This window comes from Nocardia pneumoniae NBRC 100136, assembly GCF_000308755.1.
GTDB lineage: Bacteria > Actinomycetota > Actinomycetes > Mycobacteriales > Mycobacteriaceae > Nocardia > Nocardia pneumoniae.
Genome location: NZ_BAGF01000059.1, coordinates 83,673 through 102,806, shown reverse-complemented (window position 1 = coordinate 102,806; position 19,134 = coordinate 83,673). Strand labels below are relative to the sequence as shown.

At 69.3% G+C, this 19,134-nt stretch carries 17 protein-coding genes and 1 tRNA gene; 4 read left to right on the top strand and 14 right to left on the bottom strand.

Annotation, left to right across the window (positions count from 1 at the left end; translation table 11 throughout):
* Nucleotides 1-12: 12 nt before the first annotated feature.
* Together ON34_RS20120 and ON34_RS20115 are read right to left on the bottom strand one after the other, a co-directional pair.
* Nucleotides 13-888: a hypothetical protein gene (locus ON34_RS20120; RefSeq protein WP_040781464.1), complete on the bottom strand. Its 876-nt coding sequence runs from the start codon at nt 886-888 to the stop codon at nt 13-15.
* Nucleotides 889-973: 85 nt separating this feature from the next.
* Entirely contained in the window at nt 974-2,389 is a 1,416-nt protein-coding gene (locus tag ON34_RS20115) for a zinc-dependent metalloprotease (protein ID WP_040781462.1), read from the bottom strand.
* Nucleotides 2,390-2,516: 127 nt separating this feature from the next.
* Between ON34_RS20115 and ON34_RS20110 the strand changes: the two genes are divergently transcribed.
* Entirely contained in the window at nt 2,517-3,542 is a 1,026-nt protein-coding gene (locus tag ON34_RS20110) for a YlbL family protein (RefSeq protein ID WP_083889579.1), read from the top strand.
* Between the two features lie 10 nt (nt 3,543-3,552).
* Here ON34_RS20110 and ON34_RS20105 read toward each other — a convergent pair whose 3' ends face one another.
* Nucleotides 3,553-4,134, bottom strand: a complete 582-nt coding sequence (locus ON34_RS20105; protein WP_040781459.1) for a PPA1309 family protein — start codon at nt 4,132-4,134, stop codon at nt 3,553-3,555.
* Between the two features lie 212 nt (nt 4,135-4,346).
* On the opposite strand from ON34_RS20105, the gene ON34_RS20100 reads away from it, so the two are divergent.
* Nucleotides 4,347-7,346: a UPF0182 family protein gene (locus ON34_RS20100; RefSeq protein WP_040781564.1), complete on the top strand. Its 3,000-nt coding sequence runs from the start codon at nt 4,347-4,349 to the stop codon at nt 7,344-7,346.
* Between the two features lie 101 nt (nt 7,347-7,447).
* On the opposite strand, the gene ON34_RS20095 is transcribed toward ON34_RS20100, so the two are convergent.
* Nucleotides 7,448-8,008: a transglycosylase family protein gene (locus ON34_RS20095; RefSeq protein WP_040781456.1), complete on the bottom strand. Its 561-nt coding sequence runs from the start codon at nt 8,006-8,008 to the stop codon at nt 7,448-7,450.
* 535 nt (nt 8,009-8,543) lie between these two features.
* Between ON34_RS20095 and ON34_RS20090 the strand changes: the two genes are divergently transcribed.
* Nucleotides 8,544-8,617: transfer RNA gene (locus ON34_RS20090), tRNA-Met, on the top strand.
* A 118-nt stretch (nt 8,618-8,735) separates the two neighbouring features.
* Here the strand turns inward: ON34_RS20090 and ON34_RS20085 are convergent.
* The 8 genes from ON34_RS20085 to rfaE2 all read right to left on the bottom strand — a co-directional run bounded on the left by ON34_RS20085 (nt 8,736) and on the right by rfaE2 (nt 16,872).
* Nucleotides 8,736-9,734 (bottom strand): PfkB family carbohydrate kinase, encoded by a 999-nt coding sequence (locus tag ON34_RS20085; RefSeq protein ID WP_051022895.1) that lies wholly within the window; start codon nt 9,732-9,734, stop codon nt 8,736-8,738.
* Nucleotides 9,731-10,294 (bottom strand): D-sedoheptulose-7-phosphate isomerase, encoded by a 564-nt coding sequence (locus tag ON34_RS20080; protein WP_040781559.1) that lies wholly within the window; start codon nt 10,292-10,294, stop codon nt 9,731-9,733. The genes ON34_RS20085 and ON34_RS20080 overlap by 4 nt, the downstream gene beginning before the upstream one ends.
* A gap of 74 nt (nt 10,295-10,368) precedes the next feature.
* On the bottom strand, nt 10,369-10,962 hold the full coding sequence (locus ON34_RS20075; protein WP_051022894.1) for a D-glycero-alpha-D-manno-heptose-1,7-bisphosphate 7-phosphatase: 594 nt from the start codon (nt 10,960-10,962) through the stop codon (nt 10,369-10,371).
* A 115-nt stretch (nt 10,963-11,077) separates the two neighbouring features.
* Nucleotides 11,078-12,124, bottom strand: coding sequence for a glycosyltransferase family 9 protein (locus ON34_RS20070; RefSeq protein WP_051022893.1), 1,047 nt, complete (start codon nt 12,122-12,124; stop codon nt 11,078-11,080).
* A complete protein-coding gene (locus tag ON34_RS20065) occupies nt 12,121-13,065 on the bottom strand; it encodes a glycosyltransferase (RefSeq protein ID WP_085997108.1) in 945 nt (314 codons plus the stop codon). The genes ON34_RS20070 and ON34_RS20065 overlap by 4 nt, the downstream gene beginning before the upstream one ends.
* A gap of 113 nt (nt 13,066-13,178) precedes the next feature.
* Nucleotides 13,179-13,883, bottom strand: a complete 705-nt coding sequence (locus ON34_RS20060) for an SDR family oxidoreductase (RefSeq protein ID WP_040781455.1) — start codon at nt 13,881-13,883, stop codon at nt 13,179-13,181.
* A gap of 31 nt (nt 13,884-13,914) precedes the next feature.
* A complete protein-coding gene (locus tag ON34_RS20055; protein WP_040781452.1) occupies nt 13,915-15,126 on the bottom strand; it encodes a glycosyltransferase in 1,212 nt (403 codons plus the stop codon).
* 198 nt (nt 15,127-15,324) lie between these two features.
* A complete protein-coding gene (gene rfaE2, locus ON34_RS20050; protein WP_040781451.1) occupies nt 15,325-16,872 on the bottom strand; it encodes a D-glycero-beta-D-manno-heptose 1-phosphate adenylyltransferase in 1,548 nt (515 codons plus the stop codon).
* A gap of 160 nt (nt 16,873-17,032) precedes the next feature.
* On the opposite strand from rfaE2, the gene ON34_RS20045 reads away from it, so the two are divergent.
* A complete protein-coding gene (locus ON34_RS20045) occupies nt 17,033-17,218 on the top strand; it encodes a DUF2795 domain-containing protein (RefSeq protein WP_040781450.1) in 186 nt (61 codons plus the stop codon).
* A 61-nt stretch (nt 17,219-17,279) separates the two neighbouring features.
* On the opposite strand, the gene ON34_RS20040 is transcribed toward ON34_RS20045, so the two are convergent.
* Nucleotides 17,280-18,107, bottom strand: a complete 828-nt coding sequence (locus ON34_RS20040; protein ID WP_040781448.1) for an SAM-dependent methyltransferase — start codon at nt 18,105-18,107, stop codon at nt 17,280-17,282.
* A gap of 29 nt (nt 18,108-18,136) precedes the next feature.
* The gene (locus ON34_RS20035) at nt 18,137-19,036 is read right to left on the bottom strand and encodes a helix-turn-helix domain-containing protein (protein ID WP_245548107.1); all 900 of its coding nucleotides are present in this window, start codon (nt 19,034-19,036) and stop codon (nt 18,137-18,139) included.
* Nucleotides 19,037-19,134: the final 98 nt, after the last annotated feature.

The following is a 19,134-nucleotide window of genomic DNA, read 5'->3' as shown; positions in this document are numbered from 1 at the left end:
TGGCAATCTTGATCACCGACGCGCTCCCGCGCCGAGGTGAGCGGGCACTCGCGCACACGCGCACGCGGGGTGCCGGTGCCATACGCGCCGATCGAGGACGTGCGAGCGCAGATCCAGCTCCACCGTCGCGTTCAACGTGGCCGGGGTGCGCCGCGGCGAACAATCCAGGATCGCCTCCAGTTCGCCGAGGGCGACCGCGGCCGTCGCGGCGATCCCGGCGGGGGAGGCGTGGCCGACCCGGCCGAGCAGCTGGGCGGCCAGATGGGGCCAGTCGGAGTCGTTCTGCGAGCGGATCAGATCGGCGCAGCGCAGGCAACTGGTGGCGCCGGGAAGCACCAAGGGCCCGACGACGCCCTTGTTGTCTCGAATGCGCAGTTGCAGATGTGGAATGCGGTGCAGCAGGAGATCGTTCACCAATCGCGGATCCGGCATCAGCGCGTCGGCCAGAACCACGAGATCCGTCCTCCAGGTGCGTACCGTCGCCGTACCGGACGGATAGTCCCTGGAACGGCTCGGCCGCACCCCGAGCGCGCGCAGCCCGGTCGAGACCGCGTCGGACAGCGGGCCGAGCCCGTGCACCCGCACCGAGAGGACCCGCCCGGCCCGGTCCTCGGGATGGTCGAGCAGCCCGGCCTCGTCGATCAGGGTGAGCAACGCCAGGGCACGTTCGGCATCGATACCGCATTCCCCGGCTCGCCAGATGATCTGCGGTTTGGTGCGCAAGCCGTCCAGCAGGCGCAGGAAGGTCAGGACGGACTCGGCGTCCATGCCTTCCGGACCGAGCACCACCGCGGTCTCGGGATCACATCCGAGCTGGACGACACCGGCCGGGCGAACCAGGACGGTCACGCTGGGACGCAACCGCGGACCGCGACACATCGTTGTCATGTCAGCAGTATGCGAAACACGCAATGCGTGACTCGTTTCGAGACCCGCGGTTATCCCCAGGGTTTCGCGTCATCCACAGGGCGGATCAAGCGGGCGTGTCGCCCTCTTTGCCCAGGTCCGGGCCGGAACCGCCGTCCTTGCCTTCGCGTTCGGCCTGCTCGCGCGCCTCGGTCTCGGCCAGCTGCGCCAGGGGATCGTCGAACGCGGTCGTTCCGCCACCGATCACCGAGTCGATGAAACCGGCCGGGGAGTCCAGGTCGGCGGAATCCGGCAGGAGATCGGGGTGCGACCAGACTCGATCGCGCGCCGTCATGCCCGCGTCGGTGGTGAGCCTGCGCCACAACGCCGCCGCCTCGCGCAGCTTGCGCGGACGCAACTCCAAGCCGACCAGCGTCGCGAAGGTCTGCTCGGCCGGTCCGCCGGTGGCGCGGCGCCTGCGCAGCGTCTCGGCCAGCGCGCCCGCGCCGGGCAACCGATCGCCGACGGCGTCGCCGACCACCACCTGCACCCAGCCCTCGATCAGCGCGAGCAGCGTTTCCAGCCGTTCCAGCGCCTGCTTCTGCTCCGGCGTGGTCTGCGGCTCGAACGTGCCCTGGGCCAGGATCTCCTCGAGCTTCGCGGGATCGGTCAGCGACATCGGGTCGATGTCCTGCGCGGCCTGCTCCAGCGCGGAGAAGTCCATCCGGATACCGCGCGCGTAGTCCTCGACCGCGCCGAGCACCTGCTGCCGCAGCCACGGCACGTGCCCGAACAACCGCTGGTGGGCGGCTTCGCGCGCGGCGAGGAACACCAGGATCTCGCTTTCCGGCTGTTCCAGGCCCGCACTGAACTCCGAGATCGCCGCGGGCAGCAGCGCGGCGGTGCCGGTGGGTCCCAGGGGGAGGCCGATATCAGTGGAGGTCAGCACCTCCTTGGCGAGCTGGCCGAGCGCCTGGCCGAGTTGCGAGCCGAACGCCAGACCGCCCATCTGGCCGAGCATGCCGACCATCGGCGCGGCGAACTGCCTGGCTTCCTCGGGTAGTGACGCGGTCCACATCCCGGAGATCTGCTCGGCCACCGGGTCGCACAGCCGCTGCCAGGTGGGCAAGGTCTGCTCGATCCAATCGTTGGCCGACCACGCGACCGTCTTGGTGGCGCCCGCGGGCAGGGCCGTCGCGCTGTCCAGCCACAGCTCGGCCAGATGCGCGGCGTCGGCCACGGCGCTCGCGGCGCCCGCGGTCACCGGCGTGACGGTCGAGCCGAGCTGCTGGCGGGCCAGCCGCTTGGCGACGTCGTAGTTCACCGGCCCGGCCTGCCCCGAACCCGGCTGGCCCATGCCGCTGAGCATCTGGCCCAGCGAGGTCAGCATCTGCCCGAGCTGCGCCGGATCGAATCCGCCCGCGCCGGACCCACCGATCCCGAAAGCGAACGCGTCGTTCGGACCAGGACCGCTCGGCTCGCCGCCGCGCTTGCGTTCGTCATCGTCGTCGCGGTTGGAGAATCCGAAGGGGAGGTCGCTCATAGTCCTTAATCTACGCGCGTAGCACCTCGGCTCAGTGTTCGCGCGGCGCGAAACCGGCGGCGGCGCGCGCGGGCGAAATGACCGCCTCTGCCGCTGCGCGGCGCCCACTGTCATTACTGTGGTCCGGGTGAATCGTCGGATCCTCACCCTGGTGGCCGCCCTGATCCCGGTGCTCGTGCTCGGTGTCGTCGGCAGTGTGCTGACCGTGCCGTTCGTCGCACTCGGTCCAGGACCCACCTTCAACACGCTCGGCAAGGTGGACGGCAAGGAGGTCGTCGACGTCCAGGGAACGGAGGTCGATCCCACCACGGGTCACCTCAACATGACCACGGTGTCGGTGCGCGACGGGCTGACCATCTTCGAGGCGTTCGGCTTCTGGGCCAGCGGCAAGCACGGTCTGGTGCCGCGTTCGGAGGTCTACCCGCCCGGCGTGTCGCGTGAGGAGATCGACAAGTCCAACCAGGAGGACTTCAAGGACTCCGAGGGCAACGCCGAGGTGGCCGCGCTGCACTACCTGAAGCTGCCGACGGTCGTGCTGCTGCGCAAGGTCGCCGACGACGGCCCCGCGGGTGGCGTGCTGCGCGCGGGCGACGAGCTGGTCAGCATCAACGGCACGCCGATGACCGTGCCCAAGGACGTGGTCGCCGCGGTGTCCGCGCAGGCGCCCGGCACGCCGCTCACCGTGGTGTACCGGCGGGACAACGCCGAGCAGACCGCGACGATCACGCTCGGCGCCCGCCCCGACGACGCGGCCAAGGGCTACCTCGGCGTGACGCCGGGCGAGGGCGCCCGCCCGCCCATGCAGGTCGCGTTCAACCTCGCCGACATCGGCGGCCCGTCGGCGGGCCTGATGTTCAGTCTGGCCCTGATCGACAAGCTCACCCCCGGGGAGTTGGACGGCGGCAAGTTCGTGGCGGGCACCGGGACCATCGATCAGGACGGCAAGGTCGGCCCGATCGGCGGCATCCAGTACAAGATGATGGCCGCGCGCGAGGCGGGCGCGGAGACCTTCCTGGTCCCCGCGGCCAACTGCAACGAGGCCAGGCAGCGGACCCCGGACGGCCTGCGGTTGGTGAAGGTCGAGAACCTCACCGGCGCGGTGCAGTCGCTCAACGACATCACCGCGGGCAGGGAGCCGGTCAGCTGCGGGTGAGCGAGGGCGCTCAGTCCAGGGTGTGGCGCAGGGCCTCGACGAGGTTCGGGGCCAGGTTCGGATAGGTGCGCAGGTCGAGGTCGCCGAAGTCGTCGGCGTCGTCCTCTGGGCGCAGTTGCAGCAGGCACAGCGACGCGCCGTCCCGCAGCACCGCGGCGAACAGCCGCGCCTCCCGGCGCTGCGGGTGCGCCTCGGCTGCCGCGCGCGCGGCGGCGTCAGCGGCGTCGTGGTCGGCCAGCAGCGGGGCGAGGGCGTCGTCCAGCGTGGATTCCGCGTCCGGCGGGAGCACCACGATCTCCTGCACCAGCACGCACCCCCGGACGGCGGGCGGCCAGCTGGTGGTGGCCAGGAACTCGTCGAGAGCCATCGATCCGCCGGTCACGTCGTCCGGGAAGGCCTCCTGGGCGACCGGCGTCAGCTCGTCGCCCGCGTCGAGCTGATCCTCCAGCTCCGGCTGTGCCGCGACCAGGTCCGCCGTCGGCACCAGCGCGAACATCTGCGGCGGATGACCCCACCCCTCGGCATCCACGAATTCCGCCACCTCTCGGACGGAACGGGCTAGGACGAGTTCGGCGTGCAGGTCTGGCGTCACGCGAACATCCAACCAAACGGGCGTTCGGGACATCCGCGGAACCCGGACAGTGATCCATCCGGCGCGGCGAGCGCAACCCTGCCAGCTGCGCGGTGTCCGATTTCCGTAGAGTGGGCCGAGACGGTCCGCCAAGGACCGCCCGCAACATCGGACTGCGGCGCATCGGCCGGGCGTATCGGTGCGAGCGTCGCCGGACCTTGGAGAGTGGCATCGTGGGCATGCGGCCCCCCACCGGCTTACCTTCGCTGTCCCGACGCAGCCGTGTGCTGCTGGTGGCGGCCATCGTCCTAGCGGCGCTGCTGCTGCTCGGGCCGCGGCTGACGGACACCTATACGAACTGGCTGTGGTTCGGCGAGGTCGGCTTCCGCGATGTGTATCTCACCGTGCTGCGCACGCGCATCCTGCTGTTCATCGTCGTGGCGGCGTTCGTCGGCGTCGCGGTCTGGCTGGCGCTGCTGCTGGCCTACCGGTCGCGGCCGGTGTTCGTGCCGGTGGCCGGACCCAACGACCCGATCGCGCGGTACCGCACCACCGTGATGAGCAGGCTGCGGCTGTTCGGCGTCGGCATCCCCGCGCTGCTCGGCCTGCTGTCGGGCTTGGTGGCGCAGTCGAATTGGGTGACGGTGCAGCTGTTCCTCAATGGCGGCTCGTTCGGCGAGAAGGACCCGGAATTCGGCCTCGACGTCGGCTTCTACGCCTTCGATCTGCCGTTCTACCGGATGGTGCTGAACTGGCTGTTCGTCGCGGTGGTCATCGCGTTCTTCGCCAGCCTGGTCACTCACTACGTCTTCGGCGGCCTGCGGCTGACCGGACGCGAGGGCACGCTGACCCGGCCTGCGCGCATCCAACTCGCCGTGCTGGCTGGGCTTTTCGTGCTGCTCAAGGCGATCGCGTACTGGTTCGACCGGTACGAGTTGCTGTCCAGCAGCCGTAAGGAACCCACCTTCACCGGTGGTTCGTTCACCGATATCAATGCGGTGCTGCCCGCCAAGCTCATCCTGCTGTCCATCGCGGTGATCTGCGCGCTGGCCTTCTTCGCCGGGATCGTGCTGCGCGATCTGCGGGTGCCCGCGATGGCCGCCGCGTTGCTCGTGCTGTCCTCGATCCTGGTCGGCGCGGTGTGGCCGCTGGTGGTCGAGCAGTTCTCCGTGCGCCCGAACGCCGCGGACAAGGAGAGCGAGTACATCGAACGCAACATCGCCGCGACCAGGCAGGCGTTCGGCATCACCGACGACAAGATCGACTACAAGGACTACAAGGGCGAGAGCAGCAAGAGCCCGCTCGAGGTCCCGGTGGACGCCGCGACCATCGGCAACGCCAGGCTGCTGGACCCGAACATCCTCTCGCCCACCTTCACCCAGCTGCGCCAGCTGAAGAACTTCTACGGCTTCCCCGAGTCGCTGGACATCGACCGCTACAACCTCGACGGCGACGTGCAGGACTACATCGTCGCCGCGCGTGAGCTCTCGCCCGCCGCGCTGAGCGGCAACCAGACCGACTGGATCAACCGGCACACGGTGTACACCCACGGCAACGGGTTCGTCGCCGCTCCCGCCAACCGGGTGAACAAGCCGCAGTCCGAGGACCCGAACGCCACTGGAGGCAGCAGCGACAGCGGCTATCCGATCTTCATGGTCAGCGACCTGTTCACGCCTGCGGACAAGCAGCGGATCAAGGTGGACCAGCCGCGGGTGTACTTCGGCGAGCTGATCTCGCAGTCCAACCCGGATTACGCGATCGTGGGCGCGATGGACGGCCAGCGTCCGCGGGAATACGACTCCGACACCGCGCAGTACACCTACACCGGCAAGGGTGGTGTGCCGATCGGCAGCTGGATCAACCGTCTCGCTTTCGCGGCCAAGTACGCCGAGCGCAACATCCTGTTCTCCTCGGCCATCGGCGACGACTCCAAGATCATCTACAACCGCAGCCCGCGTGAGCGGGTGCAGAAGGTCGCGCCGTGGCTGACCACCGACGGCAACGCCTATCCCGCCGTGGTCGGCGGGCGCATCGTCTGGATCGTCGACGCCTACACCACCTTGGACGACTACCCCTACGCGCAGACCACCTCGCTGGAGGGCGCGCTCGAGGACAGCATCGACAAGAAGACCGGCCGCTTGCTGCCGCGCAAATCGGTGAGCTACATCCGCAACTCGGTCAAGGCCACGGTCGACGCCTACGACGGCACCGTCACGTTGTACGAGGTCGATTCGTCGGACCCGGTGCTGAAGGCGTGGCGCGGGGTGTTCCCCGGTGCGGTGAAGCCGGAGAGTGAGATCTCGCCGGAACTGCGGGCGCACTTCCGCTATCCGGAGGATTTGTTCAAGGTGCAGCGGGAGATGCTGACCAAGTACCACGTGGACGACCCGCGCGAGTTCTTCACCAACAACGCGTTCTGGTCGGTTCCCGCCGATCCCACCACCGAGGGTGGGACGACCGCGAGCCAGCCGCCGTACTACGTGCTGCTGGGTGATTCGAAAACGAACAAGCCCACGTTCAATTTGACCAGCGCCATGGTCGGGTACAACCGGCAGTTCCTGTCGGCCTATATTTCCGTGCGGTCGGATCCGGACGGGTACGGAAAATTCACGATTCTGCGATTGCCAACGGACACACAAACTTTGGGCCCGCAGCAGACCCAGAACCGCATGACGACGGCGCCGGAGGTATCCCGCGAGAAAACGCTGCTGTCCAATTCGAACAAGATCAAATATGGCAATTTGCTGACCTTGCCGGTCGCCGACGGCGGCATCCTCTATGTGGAGCCGTTCTACAACGAACGCAACACCGGCCCGAATACCGCGACCTTCCCGCAGTTGCTGCGGGTGCTGGTGAGCTACCGGGACGAGGCGGGCAGTGTCAAGGTCGGCTATGCCTCCACGCTGGCCGAGGCGTTGAACCAGGTCATCCCCGGCGCGGGTGCGCTGGCGACGCCGTTCGGCGGTGACTCGGGCACCAGGCCGAAGCCGGGCACCGTTCCTCCGCCGGTCGAGCAGGGCAACGGCGGGACGAACGCCGGAACCCCGGCCCCCGCTTCCGTTCCGCCGCCCGCGACCGGGTCGTCGTCGGCCAAGGACGCGGCCGCGGCCGAGCTGAACCGGAAGATCGAGAATGTGCGAAATGCCATGCGCAGCGGCAACTTCCAGGACTTCGGCCGGGCGCTGGACGAATTGGAAGCCGCGGTCAAGGCCTATCAGGACGCGGGCCGGTGAGGTAGTGCGACGCCGCTGAGGTAGGACAGGAACGAAAGACGCCGCCATCATCGCGATGGCGGCGTCTTTCGTGTGGCGCCGGAGTATTCCGGCGCGGGCGGTCAGCGACCGAAGGAGTCGATCAGCGTGCTGTGCTGGTCCAGAAGCTGCTGGAACTGGCCCTCGAGGCCGTACCGCTTGGCCAGCTCGCCCGCGGCGGACTTGGCCTGGTCGACCACCGTCTGGGTCTCGCTCGGGGCGGGGACGGCAGGCGCGGCGGGGACGGCGGGCACGGCGGGGATGGGCTCCGGCTGGACGGCGGGCTCCGGCTCGGAGGTGCCGGGACGCAGGTACTTGCCGCAGGTCGGCCAGGCGCCGGGCCCCTGGGTGGCGAGCACGTTCTCCGCCACGCGGATCTGCTCTTCCTTGCTCGCGTTGGACGCGTTGCCCTGACCACCGTTGGCGGCCCAGGTGCTCTGCGAGAACTGAAGGCCACCGTAGTAGCCGTTACCGGTGTTGATCCCCCAGTTGCCACCGCTCTCGCACTGCGCGACACCGTCCCAGTCGTGGGTCGGCGCGCCGGAGGCCGAAGCGGTGGAGAATGCGAACGGGACGGCAACAAGGGCGCCGGTGATGGCGGCGAAGCCGAGGGCGCGGGTGCTGAACTTCCGGTTCTCAGTCATGGTCGATTCCCTCCCTGCGCCCGCCGGCACGGCGATGGAGCGTTCTGCCGTGTCCCTGTCCCCAGGTCGTCGGGGATCCTCGAACCGCGGGACAGGGTTACCGGTGTTCGGCGGTTCGAGTTCGAGCCCGTCACGGTTGATCGGGGCCGTGGACTGACGGTAACGAAGAAATCTCAGCAGATCACATCTCGATAACGCCGGAATCGCATGGAGTGAATAACCTGAATATCGGCGTTTTCGCAGGTGGCAATCGTCTCCGACACGCTGAATACGCGCCAAGTTATCGCATCGTTATGTGAGTGAGATCACGGCGATATAGTGATATGTGTCACGTTTGGACCGTTCGAATTGTGTCTATTCGTATGCGGCGCCGCTGTGGGCGCTCGTCCGATCCGTTCTGGGCGAGGTGTGCGACGCTCGATCGTCCGCGCAGTCCGCGTTTGCTTCGGCATGTCGCACCGGCGACCCTGGAAAACGCCGCTGAACTGGCGATTTGCAGTCCGAGTGAACCCGTGTGTAATGTTGTGTTCACCGACGCGGGGTGGAGCAGCTCGGTAGCTCGCTGGGCTCATAACCCAGAGGTCGCAGGTTCAAATCCTGTCCCCGCTACAAACGGCCCAGGCCGGAGAGTTTCCGAACTCTCTGGCCTGGGCCATTTTCCAACCGTTGAGCCTCCGCCCTTCCGCTCAGCGCGGCCATATCGCGGGGCCCTATCCGCCTCCCACGCTCATCGCCGCTCGGCTGCCGCATCCGATATTCCGGGATCCCGCGGCGCGACCGGCGCATGATCCTGCGGGAAGCCGAGTGCGGACGCCGCACCGCTGTTGACGAACTCCGTCGCCGCCGCGACGGCTAGTTGCACCGCCTTCTCCACATCCGCCCCGTCGGCCAGCGCGCTGATCGCGGCAGCGGCGAATCGGTCACCCGCGCCGCAGGTATCCGATCCCGGGCTCATGAGCAGTCCGGACGGAGTCGGGATGTGCAGGACATCGGGACGGCCGCGGCAGAACAGCATCGCGCCGTCCGCGCCCAGCGTCACCGCGACCGCCTGCGCGGACCAGCGCTCCGTCAGCGTCCTGGCCGCTCGGCGCGGCCCCCGCGTGCCGGGAACGAACCGTTGCGCCTCGTCCCGATTCGGAGTCGCCAATGTGGCGTCGCGGATCGGCACCGGCCCTCTCGGGTGCGGATCCCAGACGAGCGGAATCTGTCCCGCCCGCGCCTCGAGCAGGGTCCTGACCTGTGGGTGCGTCGCAGCGCCTCGGCCGTAGTCCGCGACGAGCACCGCTCGCGCCGTGTCGATCGCCTCCCGGACGTCGTCGCGCAACGGATCCGCGGTGACGCCGCCGTCACCGAAGTCGAGCCGGGTGATCGTCGCCGGTCTATCCTCCGACCCCGCGCACGGCCCCATGGCGCGAATCCGCTCTTTGCGGACCGTGGTACCGCGAAAGGGCAACGACAGAACGCGTATCCGCTCCGGCAGCAACGCGCGCAGCCGATCGCCCGAGGAGTCGGCCGCGAACCCGCCGATCAGCACGACATCCGCCACGTCCTGCCCGGCGAGGGCGGCGGCCAGCCCGGCCCCACCCGGCCGGAGCGTCCGCGTCGCCACGTCCACCACCGGCACGTCCCCATCGGGGCTGCGCCGGTCCGCGCGGCCCTCGATGTCGATGTCCAGCAGCACGTCGCCGACCACGACCAGCGGGCCCTGGGAGGTCATGGACGTCATGAATCCGCCCCGAGCGCCGCGTCCAGCGCCATGCACAGCGAATGCACCAGCACCAGGTGCAGTTCCTGCACGGTGGACGTCGTGTCCGCTTCGATCGTGATCGCCTCGTCGCACAGCGCGGCGAGCGGATTGGGGGTGGGGCCGGTCATCGCCCAGGTGGGGAGCCCGATCTCCTGCGCCGCCTTGGCGGCGGCGACGACATTGGCGCTGGAACCGCTGGTGGACAGGGCCAGCAGGATATCGCCGTCGCGACCGTGGGCCCGCAGCTGGCGGGCGAACATCTCCTGCACCCCGTAGTCGTTGACGATCGCGGTCAGGCTGGAGGTCTCGGCATGCAGCGCGATGGCCGACAGCGGCCGCCGTTCGGCGTGGAAGCGCCCGGTCAACTCGGCGGTCAGATGCTGGGCCTCCGCGGCACTGCCGCCGTTACCGCACGCGAACAACCGGCCGCCGCGTTCGTACACGTCGACCAGCTGCTGCGCCCACGAGACGATCCGGGCCGCCGCGGGTCGAAGGTTCCGGCTCAGCGCGACGCCCAGCGCGTCGAAATGGTCTTCCACCGCGGCGATACGCCGAGGGTCGACGCGCCCGTCCGCCAGCTCGTTGGTGCCCTGCGGTGGCTCGTATGCGTTGCTCACGACGGACCCTCCTCCTTGCGCACGCCCGTGAGGGCGAGGGTGACGGCGGCGGTGAGATCGGAGGCGACGGCGGCCATTCGCTCAGCGTGGGCGATCTCGGCGGGGCGTGTCCGCGGTGTCGGCACGAGGATGGCGGCGGCGCCTGCCGCCAGGGCCGCCTCGATGTCGGAGCCGATGTCCCCGATCACGACACAGCGGGCGGGTTCGATGGCCAAGGTTTCCGCGGCGGCCAGGATCAGCCCTGGCTCCGGTTTGCGGCAGCCGCAGCTGTCCGCGGACGCGTGGACACAGATCTGCCAGGTGTCGAAGGGGCCGAGCAGCGCTTCGACCCTGGCGTTGACGGCCGCGAGCTGCGCGGGCGTGATGAGACCGGACGCGACGCCGGACTGGTTGCTCACCACTCCGGTGCGGATTCCGGCGCTCCGCAACCGGCGCAGCTGCTCGCGCGCTCCCGGCACCGGCCGCACCAGGGTCGGGTCCGCGAGGTAGGGGATATCCACGATGAGCGTGTCATCGCGATCGAACAACACCGCCGCGGGACGAACGGGCACCGCGGCGAGACGAGGAACCAGGGGTTCTGCGATGCTCATTCACCCTCCTCGTCCCCGTCACGCAGGTGCCGCGCCTGTGCGGTTCGACGGCGCTGATGCGTGTGTCATGCCCGGCCTGACAAGTTTGAAACCGCGCGGCACGGTGAACCCGGGTTCAGGCAGGACGTTTCTCGGTGTCGGCAGGAGGTGGACCACTCGCGGCCAGCTCGGCCAGCCGATCGACCGCGGCGACGACGGCGGCATCGGCGATCTGGTTCAGGCACGGATGCCCCGGCACCGGGCACTGCCGCGCCCGCGAGCCCGCGCACGGTGCGAACTGGTCGCCGAGCACGATGGACGGCACCCCGTAGGGCGCCCAGCGCTGCGCCGGGACGACCGGCGCGAACAGCGAAACGACCGGTGTGCCGACCGCGGCGGCGAGGTGCGCGGCGGCGGTATTGGGAGCGACGACGACGGACGCTTCGCGCAACACGGCGGCGAACATCGGGAAGTCGGTCGCGCCACCCGCGTCCGTGGCGCCGTCGCCCGCGACGGTCGCGGTGAGCGCCTTCTCGCCGGGACCACCGGTCACGACCACCCGGTAACCCGCCCGGGCCAGCGCCGCGACCACGGACCTCGAGCGGGCCGCGGACATGTGCCGGGCCGGTACGGCGGCGCCGGGGTGCACCACCACGTAGCCGGGATCGCCGGTGAGCGCCCGCACGTCGGGCAGGTCCGCACGGACCCGCAATCGCGCGTCCGCCGCCGGATACCCCGCCGCGCGCGCCAGCGACAGCGCTCGGATCGGTTCGGGCGCGTCCTCGTCGACCAGATGGCGGACATCCAGGAGAGACCCCGGATAGTCGGTGCTGATCGCGCAGACGCGCGGCACCCCGGCCATGCGCAGAATCAGGGCCAAGGGCAGCGGCGACTGGTGGAACGAGGTGAAGATGAGCGCCTCGTCCACGCGAAGCGCGGCGATCGTCGTCCGTAGCTCCTCGACCGCGGCCGCGGTCACCGGCGGAGGGTCGAAGTCGACCCAGCCCGCTTGGAATTCGATCACCTCATCGACGCCGGGCAGCAGTTCCGCGGCGGCGCGACCGCGGGGCCCGGCCAGGAAGGTGACCCGCTTCGCGCGCGCCGCCACCGCCCGCACCGCGGGACCGGTGATCAGGACGTCTCCGGCGCTGTCGAGCCGGGCTGCCAGCACGTGTCCGCTCATGTCCGCACCGGGTGGGCGGCGGCGACTTCGGCCAGCAGCCGGTCCCAGGCCGCGGTGAACCGGTCGATGCCGAAAGTGTCCTTCGCCCAGTGCCTGCCCGCGTTGCCGACGACCTCGGCGAAGCACTTCTCCCGCAGGAACATGCGGACGGCCTCGTCCAGGACGGCCGGATCGTTCGACACGATGCCCGCGTCGGCCGGAATCGAGGACGGCGCCTCCGTGGTGCCGAGCGCGACGACGGGCATGCCGAGGAACATCGCTTCGATCACCGACAGGCCCAGCGACGTCCAGCGGGCGGTGTGCACGAAGACCCGCCGCCGCGCCAGCTCCGCGTGCAGTCGGCGTTGGCCGAGATCGCCCGCGCCGTGCACGCGCTCGGGCGGCAAGCCGAGCGCTACGTGCAGATCGTCGGTGTCGATGCCGAAGACATCGATGGGCGCGGCCTCCGAGAGCGGGACGAGCAGATCCGTGCCGGTGATCCGGCCGCGCCGCACCGGCTCGTTGATGATCGTCGCGGCGCGTTCGAGTTCCCCGGTGTAGCGATGGCCGGGGTCGAGGACGCCGTGTGTGATCACCGTGACCGGACAGCGGCCGTTGTCCCACATCAGCCGGTTGAAATGGGTGACGTGCACGAGCAGGATGTCGTCGCGGTCGGCGAGTGGGTGGCGGGTGAGGGCGGCGTGCTCACTGGGGGCGTTGTGCTCGACGTACACGCACGGGATGTCGGTGCCGGGTGCTCGGCCCAGCCATCGGCGCGCCAGTTCCAGTTCCTCCGGCCGTTGCAGGACCACGACGTCGACCTGTTCTTTCGCCAGGTCGGCCGGAGCGATTTCGCGTGCCGCGGCGGGCCAGCGGCGCCCACGCCGCCCGCGGGCCCATTCGCCGCCTTCGGCATCGAAGGGAACCAGGTAGTTGTGGTTGCCGTGGACGAACGAGGTCATCCAGGAGCCGTGCACGTGCCAGACCAGCACGTTCAGCGGTTGGGGCACCGAGGCCGTGGCCGCCTGCACGGCTTCGGTGGCGCTGGGACGGCGTTGAAGCCACTGGGAGATCGTCATGGCCAGGATTGCTCGGTGGAGTGGCAGACGACCAGCTCTCTGACTTCGCACCCGCGCGGCTGCGTCATGGCGAAGACCGCGGCGGCCGCGACATCCTCGGGCCTGTTGAGCTGGACATCCGGCGGCGGGGCGTACTGGGCGGGTCGCCCGTCGAAGAACGCGGTGTGCATACCGCCGGGGATCAGCAGCGTGACGCCGACCTCGCCGGCTGTCTCGGCCGCGAGCGCCCTGGTGAAACCGACCACACCGAATTTCGAGGCGCAGTACGCGGTCGCGTCCGGCAGCGCTTTGACGCCGAGCGTGGACGCGCAGGTGACCACCGTGCCGTGGCTGGCGCGCAGGGCGGGCAGCGCGGCACGGATGACGGCGGCGGTCCCGAACAGGTTCACTCGGACGACCCGTTCCCAGTCCTCGGTCGAGACGTCGTCCAGCTTGCCGCACGAGTCGATGCCCGCGGCGGTGAACACCGCGTCCAGGCGGCCGTCGGCGCGGCGCAGGAGGGTGTGCACCGCGCGTTCGGCGTCCTCGGAGTGCGCCAGATCCGCGTACTCCCAGAGGACGTCGGTTTCGGGTTTGTTCCGGTCGATGACCAAAGGGATGCCACCCGCGGCGCGTACCGCCTCGACAGTGGCGGCGCCGAGCCCGGAGGCGCCTCCGGTGATCAGGACATTGCCGAGTGCTGTGTTCTCCGGTCGGCTCACACGAGATCCTTTCCTGGTGGATGGTCGACTTTCAGCCCGCGGTCGCGAGGGGACTCTCGGGCGCCGGGGTGGCGCGGCGGTAGGCGGCGAGCGTTTCTTCGGCGACGCGCTCCCAGGAGTAGCGCTCGCGCGCTCGTCGGTATCCGGCGACGCCCCACGCTCGGCGAAGCGAGTCGTCGTCCAGCAGGGGCCGTAACGCGCGCGCCACCTGGTCCGGCTCGGGGGCGACCAGTGCGCCGGTGACACCGTCGACCACGGTGTCGAGCAACCCCCCGACCGCGCTGGCCACCACCGGCTTCGCACACGCCATCGCCTCCAGCGGCACGATGCCGAAGGGCTCGTACCACGGCGTGCACACGACCACGTCGACCGAACGCAGCAGCGCGGGCATCGCGGCGTGCGGCACTTGGCCGAGCAAGTGGACGCGGTCGGCGACGCCGTGTTCCACCGCGACGCGACGCAGCCGCTGCGATTCGGCGCCGGTCGCGTCCTGGCCGTCGTCCGTGCCGCCGGCGATCAGCAATTCGGTGTCGGGCACGTACACCAGGGCTTTGATGGCGGTGTCGAATCCTTTGCGCGGCACCAGCCTTCCCACCGAGACCAGACGCCTGTGCGGTCCGCGCTCGGCGGCAGGCCCGTGCGGACCGAACGAGGTCAGGTCGACACCGCACGGCACGACGGAGACGCGCGCCCGGGAGACACCCATGCGCGCGAGTTCCTCGACTTCGTCGGTGCAGGTGGCCACCACGTGGTCGGCGCGGGTGCCGATGAGTCGCTCGAATTCGATCCGCGACGGCGGGCTGGTGTCGGCGGAGCCTTGGTATCGGCGCTTGACCGTGCCCAGCGCGTGGAAGGTCAGCACCACCGGGATGCGCAGGCCCCGCGCCACAGCCGCCTCGGCGGCCAGCCCGGACATCCAGAAGTGCGCGTGGATCAGATCGGGTGGGCGCTTCGACCACTGTTCCCACAGGAACGTCGTGAACTCGCCGAGATGGGGAAGGATGCTGTCCTTCGGAATCGGCTCGAGCGGACCGGCCGGAACATGCACGACGCGGTAACCGGCGTCGGTGACGACCTCGGCGTCGATGTCGGGCGCCTCGCGGCGGGTGTAGACGGTGACTTCGTGCCCGCGGCGGGCGAACGCGGCCGCCAACTCGCCGACGTGCACGTTCTGGCCACCGGCGTCGACGCCGCCGAGCTGGGCGAGCGGACTCGCGTGCTCGGAAACCATGGCGATCTTCACGACGTTGTCCCTCCTCGTCGTCGTACTCGCGGGTCGGGAAGCGTGCCCTGCCGGTTGCCTGCTCAACCGCTCGCCATGGCGTCCGTGGTCGCCGCTGCTGGGCGCGGTCTGTTCTCGGTCGTTCCGCGAGTGGCGACCAGGCCCGTGGTGGCGATCACGCGTGAGTCCATGACCGGCGCGTACCCGCTGCGCCGATGATCAATCCGAGAGGGCCGACAGCACGCCGGGCGCGCTCACCCGGTCGCGTATCCGTTCGATCATCGCGGAGGTGGAGCGGTCCTCCAGATAACTCAGCACCCTGACCTCGCCGCCGTACGCGCGCACGATCGGTGTTTCGGGCAGCGTGTCGACCCGGTAGTCACCGCCTTTGACATACAGGTCGGGCTGGGTGGCGCGCAGCAATCCGGCCGGTGTGTCCTCGTCGAAGATCGTCACGTGGTCGACACAGCTCAGTGCGGCCAGCACCGCGCAGCGGTCCGCGGCGGCATTCACCGGACGATCGGGACCCTTGAGTTTCCGCACACCTGCGTCGGAGTTGACCGCCACCACGAGGATGTCCCCGAGGCGTTTGGCCTCGTTGAGGTAGGCGACGTGCCCGGCGTGCAGCACGTCGAAGCAACCGTTGGTGAACACGATCCGCTTGCCGTCCGCGCGATGGGTGCGAACGACCTCGGCCAATTCCCGCTGCGGAAGGACCGCCCCGCCGCTACGAGCCAGCCGCTCCCGCAGTCGGCCGGTCGTGCGGACCGCGGTTCCCGGCCGGTGGACGCCCACGTCGGCGGCGGCCTGCGCGAGCTCGACAGCCGAGGTGAGCGGCATGCTGAGCGACGCGAGGGTCATGGCGGCGAGGTAAGCTCCTGCCCCGCCCGCGGATCGACTGTCCGGCACCGGCTGCGCCCAGGTTCGGTGCACCGGACGATCCTCGTCCAAGAGCACACTGCCGTCTCGGTCGAGGGTGATCACGATCGTGCTCGTGCCGACCGTCTCGAACAGGCGATGCCGGTGACGGTCGAAGACGTCCACGCGCTGCTCCGGCTTCGTCGGCGGGCGGTCTCCGTCGACGCGAGACAGGCCGAGCACGGCGATGGCGTCGTCCGCGTCGAGCCGCACCAGATCCGGACGCAGGGAGCGCCAGCGCCCTGGATGGTGTGTGTCGACGATCAGCAGCGGGAATCGCTCGCGCCGGGCGGTGAGGGCGTGGCACATGCGGTCGCCGAGCGCTCCGAGACAGTCACCGATCACCACCGCGGTGGCGCCGGTGAGCGCCGCATCGAGCGACGCGACCAGCGCGTCGACTTCGGAATCGTCGCCAGGAGTGCCGCCACCCTCGTCGTAGCACACCATGACGTGGTCATCGGCCACGATACGTGTTTCGACAGCGGTTGCGCGGCCCGCGGCGTGGCGCAGTCCGGCCGCGTCGACGTTCGAACGTTCCAGTGCGTCGCGCAACGCGGCGGCCGCCCAATCGTCACCGGTGAGCGCGACCAATCGCGTCCGGGCTCCGAGCGCCGCCAAGTTGACCGCCGTATTTCCCGCCGCGCCCGGCATGGTCGAGCTGCGCTCGATGTCGATGACCGGGACCGGCGCTTCCCGGCACAGCCGTTCGCAGCGTCCCCATTTCCACACATCCAAAACCGCGTCACCCAGTACCACGATCGAAGGGCGCGCCTGGCCTATTCGATCCGCCGCGTCAGGTCCGAGGCCGCTATCGGCTTTCGCGGTGGACGCGATGTCCTCGGGGTCCATGCGTCCTCCCGTCCGGTCCGATGCCTGTCCTCGAGATTCCACCGGCTTGCCGGGCTAAACAGGTGGCGACGGCGCCGCTGCCTGGTTTGGCCCGGTGTTGTCGTGGTAGTGCGCTGGATGTCCGCCGATCGGATCCGAACATCGGAGAGAGGAGCACAGCATGGGCCAGGTCAATCCGATTCAGGTGCAGAAGTTCCTGTCCGGCGTCGACTATCCGTGCGATCGCGACGGCATCGTGGCCGCGGCTGAGGACAACGGCGCGGACAAGGACATTCTCGACGCTCTGAAGGCGATACCCGACCGTACTTACGACGGACCGAGCGCGGTCAGTCAAGCCGTTTCCTAGCGGCTATCGCGCGACCGGCCCGCGTCCCTCATGGGCGCGGGCCGCCATCGGCTGAAGGCACCTATTTGTAGCCGATGCCAGCCCAGTACCAGGCGCTGTCGGCCTTGGTGACGGGGGTGGGCCGATCGGTGAGTTCGGGTCGCCAGGTCGCGACCGGAACCAGTCCCGGTTCGACGAGGGTGGTACCGGCGAACAGGGCAGCGGTATCGGTGTGGCTGCGGGGGTGGAAGGCGATTCCGGAGGCTTCCGCGGCGGCGGTGACGGCGGCCATGGCATCGGCGTCGAAGTCTGCGGTGGGATGGGTGATGACGACGTGGCTGCCGGAGGGCACGGCGTCCAGGAGTGTGCTGATGATGTCCTGGGGGTAGTCGCTGTCGCGGAAGTACATCATGATCGCGACGAGCATGATCGCGACCGGTTTCGTCAGATCGAGGGTGTCCGCGAGCGCCGGGTGGTCGATGATGGAGCGGGGGTCGTGCAGGTCGGCGTGGATGAACCGGGTGCGGCCCTGCGGAGTGCTGGTCATGAGCGCACGCGCGTGGGCGAGCACGATCGGGTCTTTGTCGACGTAGACGATCCGAGCGGCGGGGTCGAGCCGCTGGGCGACCTCATGGGTGTTGCCCGCGGTGGGGATGCCGGTGCCGATATCGAGCAATTGGCTGATCCCGGCCTCGCCGACCAGGTAGCGGACCGCGCGGGTGAGGAAGGCCCGATTGGCCCTGGCCATGCTCTTGATGGTGGGGATGTGTTCGGCGATGGCGTCGCCGAGTGCCCGGTCGGCGGGATAGTTGTCCTTGCCGCCGAGCCAGTAATCGTAGACGCGGGCTTCGTGCGCGACGGTGATGTCGATCGTGGTCGGCGGCTGCGTGCTGAGGAAATTGTCGGACATGCGCTGGGTACTGCCTCTTGCCTTTGCTGTTATGCGTGCGTGGTTCGGAGCGCGTCGATGAGCTCGGTGGTCTGTTCCGGTGGTGTGGCGCACACGCACAGTCGATCCCAGATCGCGTTGTGGTGGTCCAGGTCGCCGCGTTTGTCGAGGAATTGGGTGCCGCCGGTGTGCGGGAGGTGGACGAGGTCGCTGAGTTCGGGTGCGGCGAAACGAAGCAGGGTGAAGGGTGTTTCGCTGATGGCCGGGCCACCGACGTGGTCGGGGAGCACCTGCACGGTGATGTGGGGGCGCGCCGCCAGGTCGGCGAGGTGGTCCAGTTGCGCATCCCAGACCTCGGGCCCGCCGATCGGGCGGCGCAACGCGGCAGCCTCGATCACCAGCCACACCTTGGGCGGGTCGGAGCGTGTGAGCAGATGCTGCCGCCGCATCAGCAACTCGACGCGTCGCTGGATGTCGGCTGCCGGTTCGCGATGGGCGATGGTGAAGATCGTGTGCGCGTAGGACGGCGTGCGCACCAGCTCCGGCACCAAACCCGGTGCGTAGCAGCGGATCATGGTGGCGGCGTCCTCGAGTGCCAGATACGTGTCCAGCCGTAGCGCCGTCAGATCCGCGTCGGCCTGCCAGCGCCCCACGGCATTGGCTCGCCGCGCCAGTTGCCGGTACTCGTCCCGGACGTCGGCGTCGTGCACGCCGTAGAGGGTCAGCAGGTCATCGATGTCTCTCGTGCGGAAGCCCACCCGGCCCGCCTCCAGGCGGCTGATCTTGGAATGGGAGGCTCGTATCGCTCGGCCCGCGGCTTCCCCGCTGATCCCGGCCGCCTCGCGTAACCGCCGCAATCGCGCCCCGAGTACCCGGCGCAGCAGTGCCGGATCCTCCTGCGGGTCATCTCCGGTAGCTGTCACTTCGGCGGCGACCCGGTCCCCGATCACTGCCACTCCCCTCGGTCGGCATGTGTATGCGATTGTGTCACAACCCATTACAGTGCGGCGCGCCGCACCGAACTACGCGTTTCGCGCAAATTTCGCGC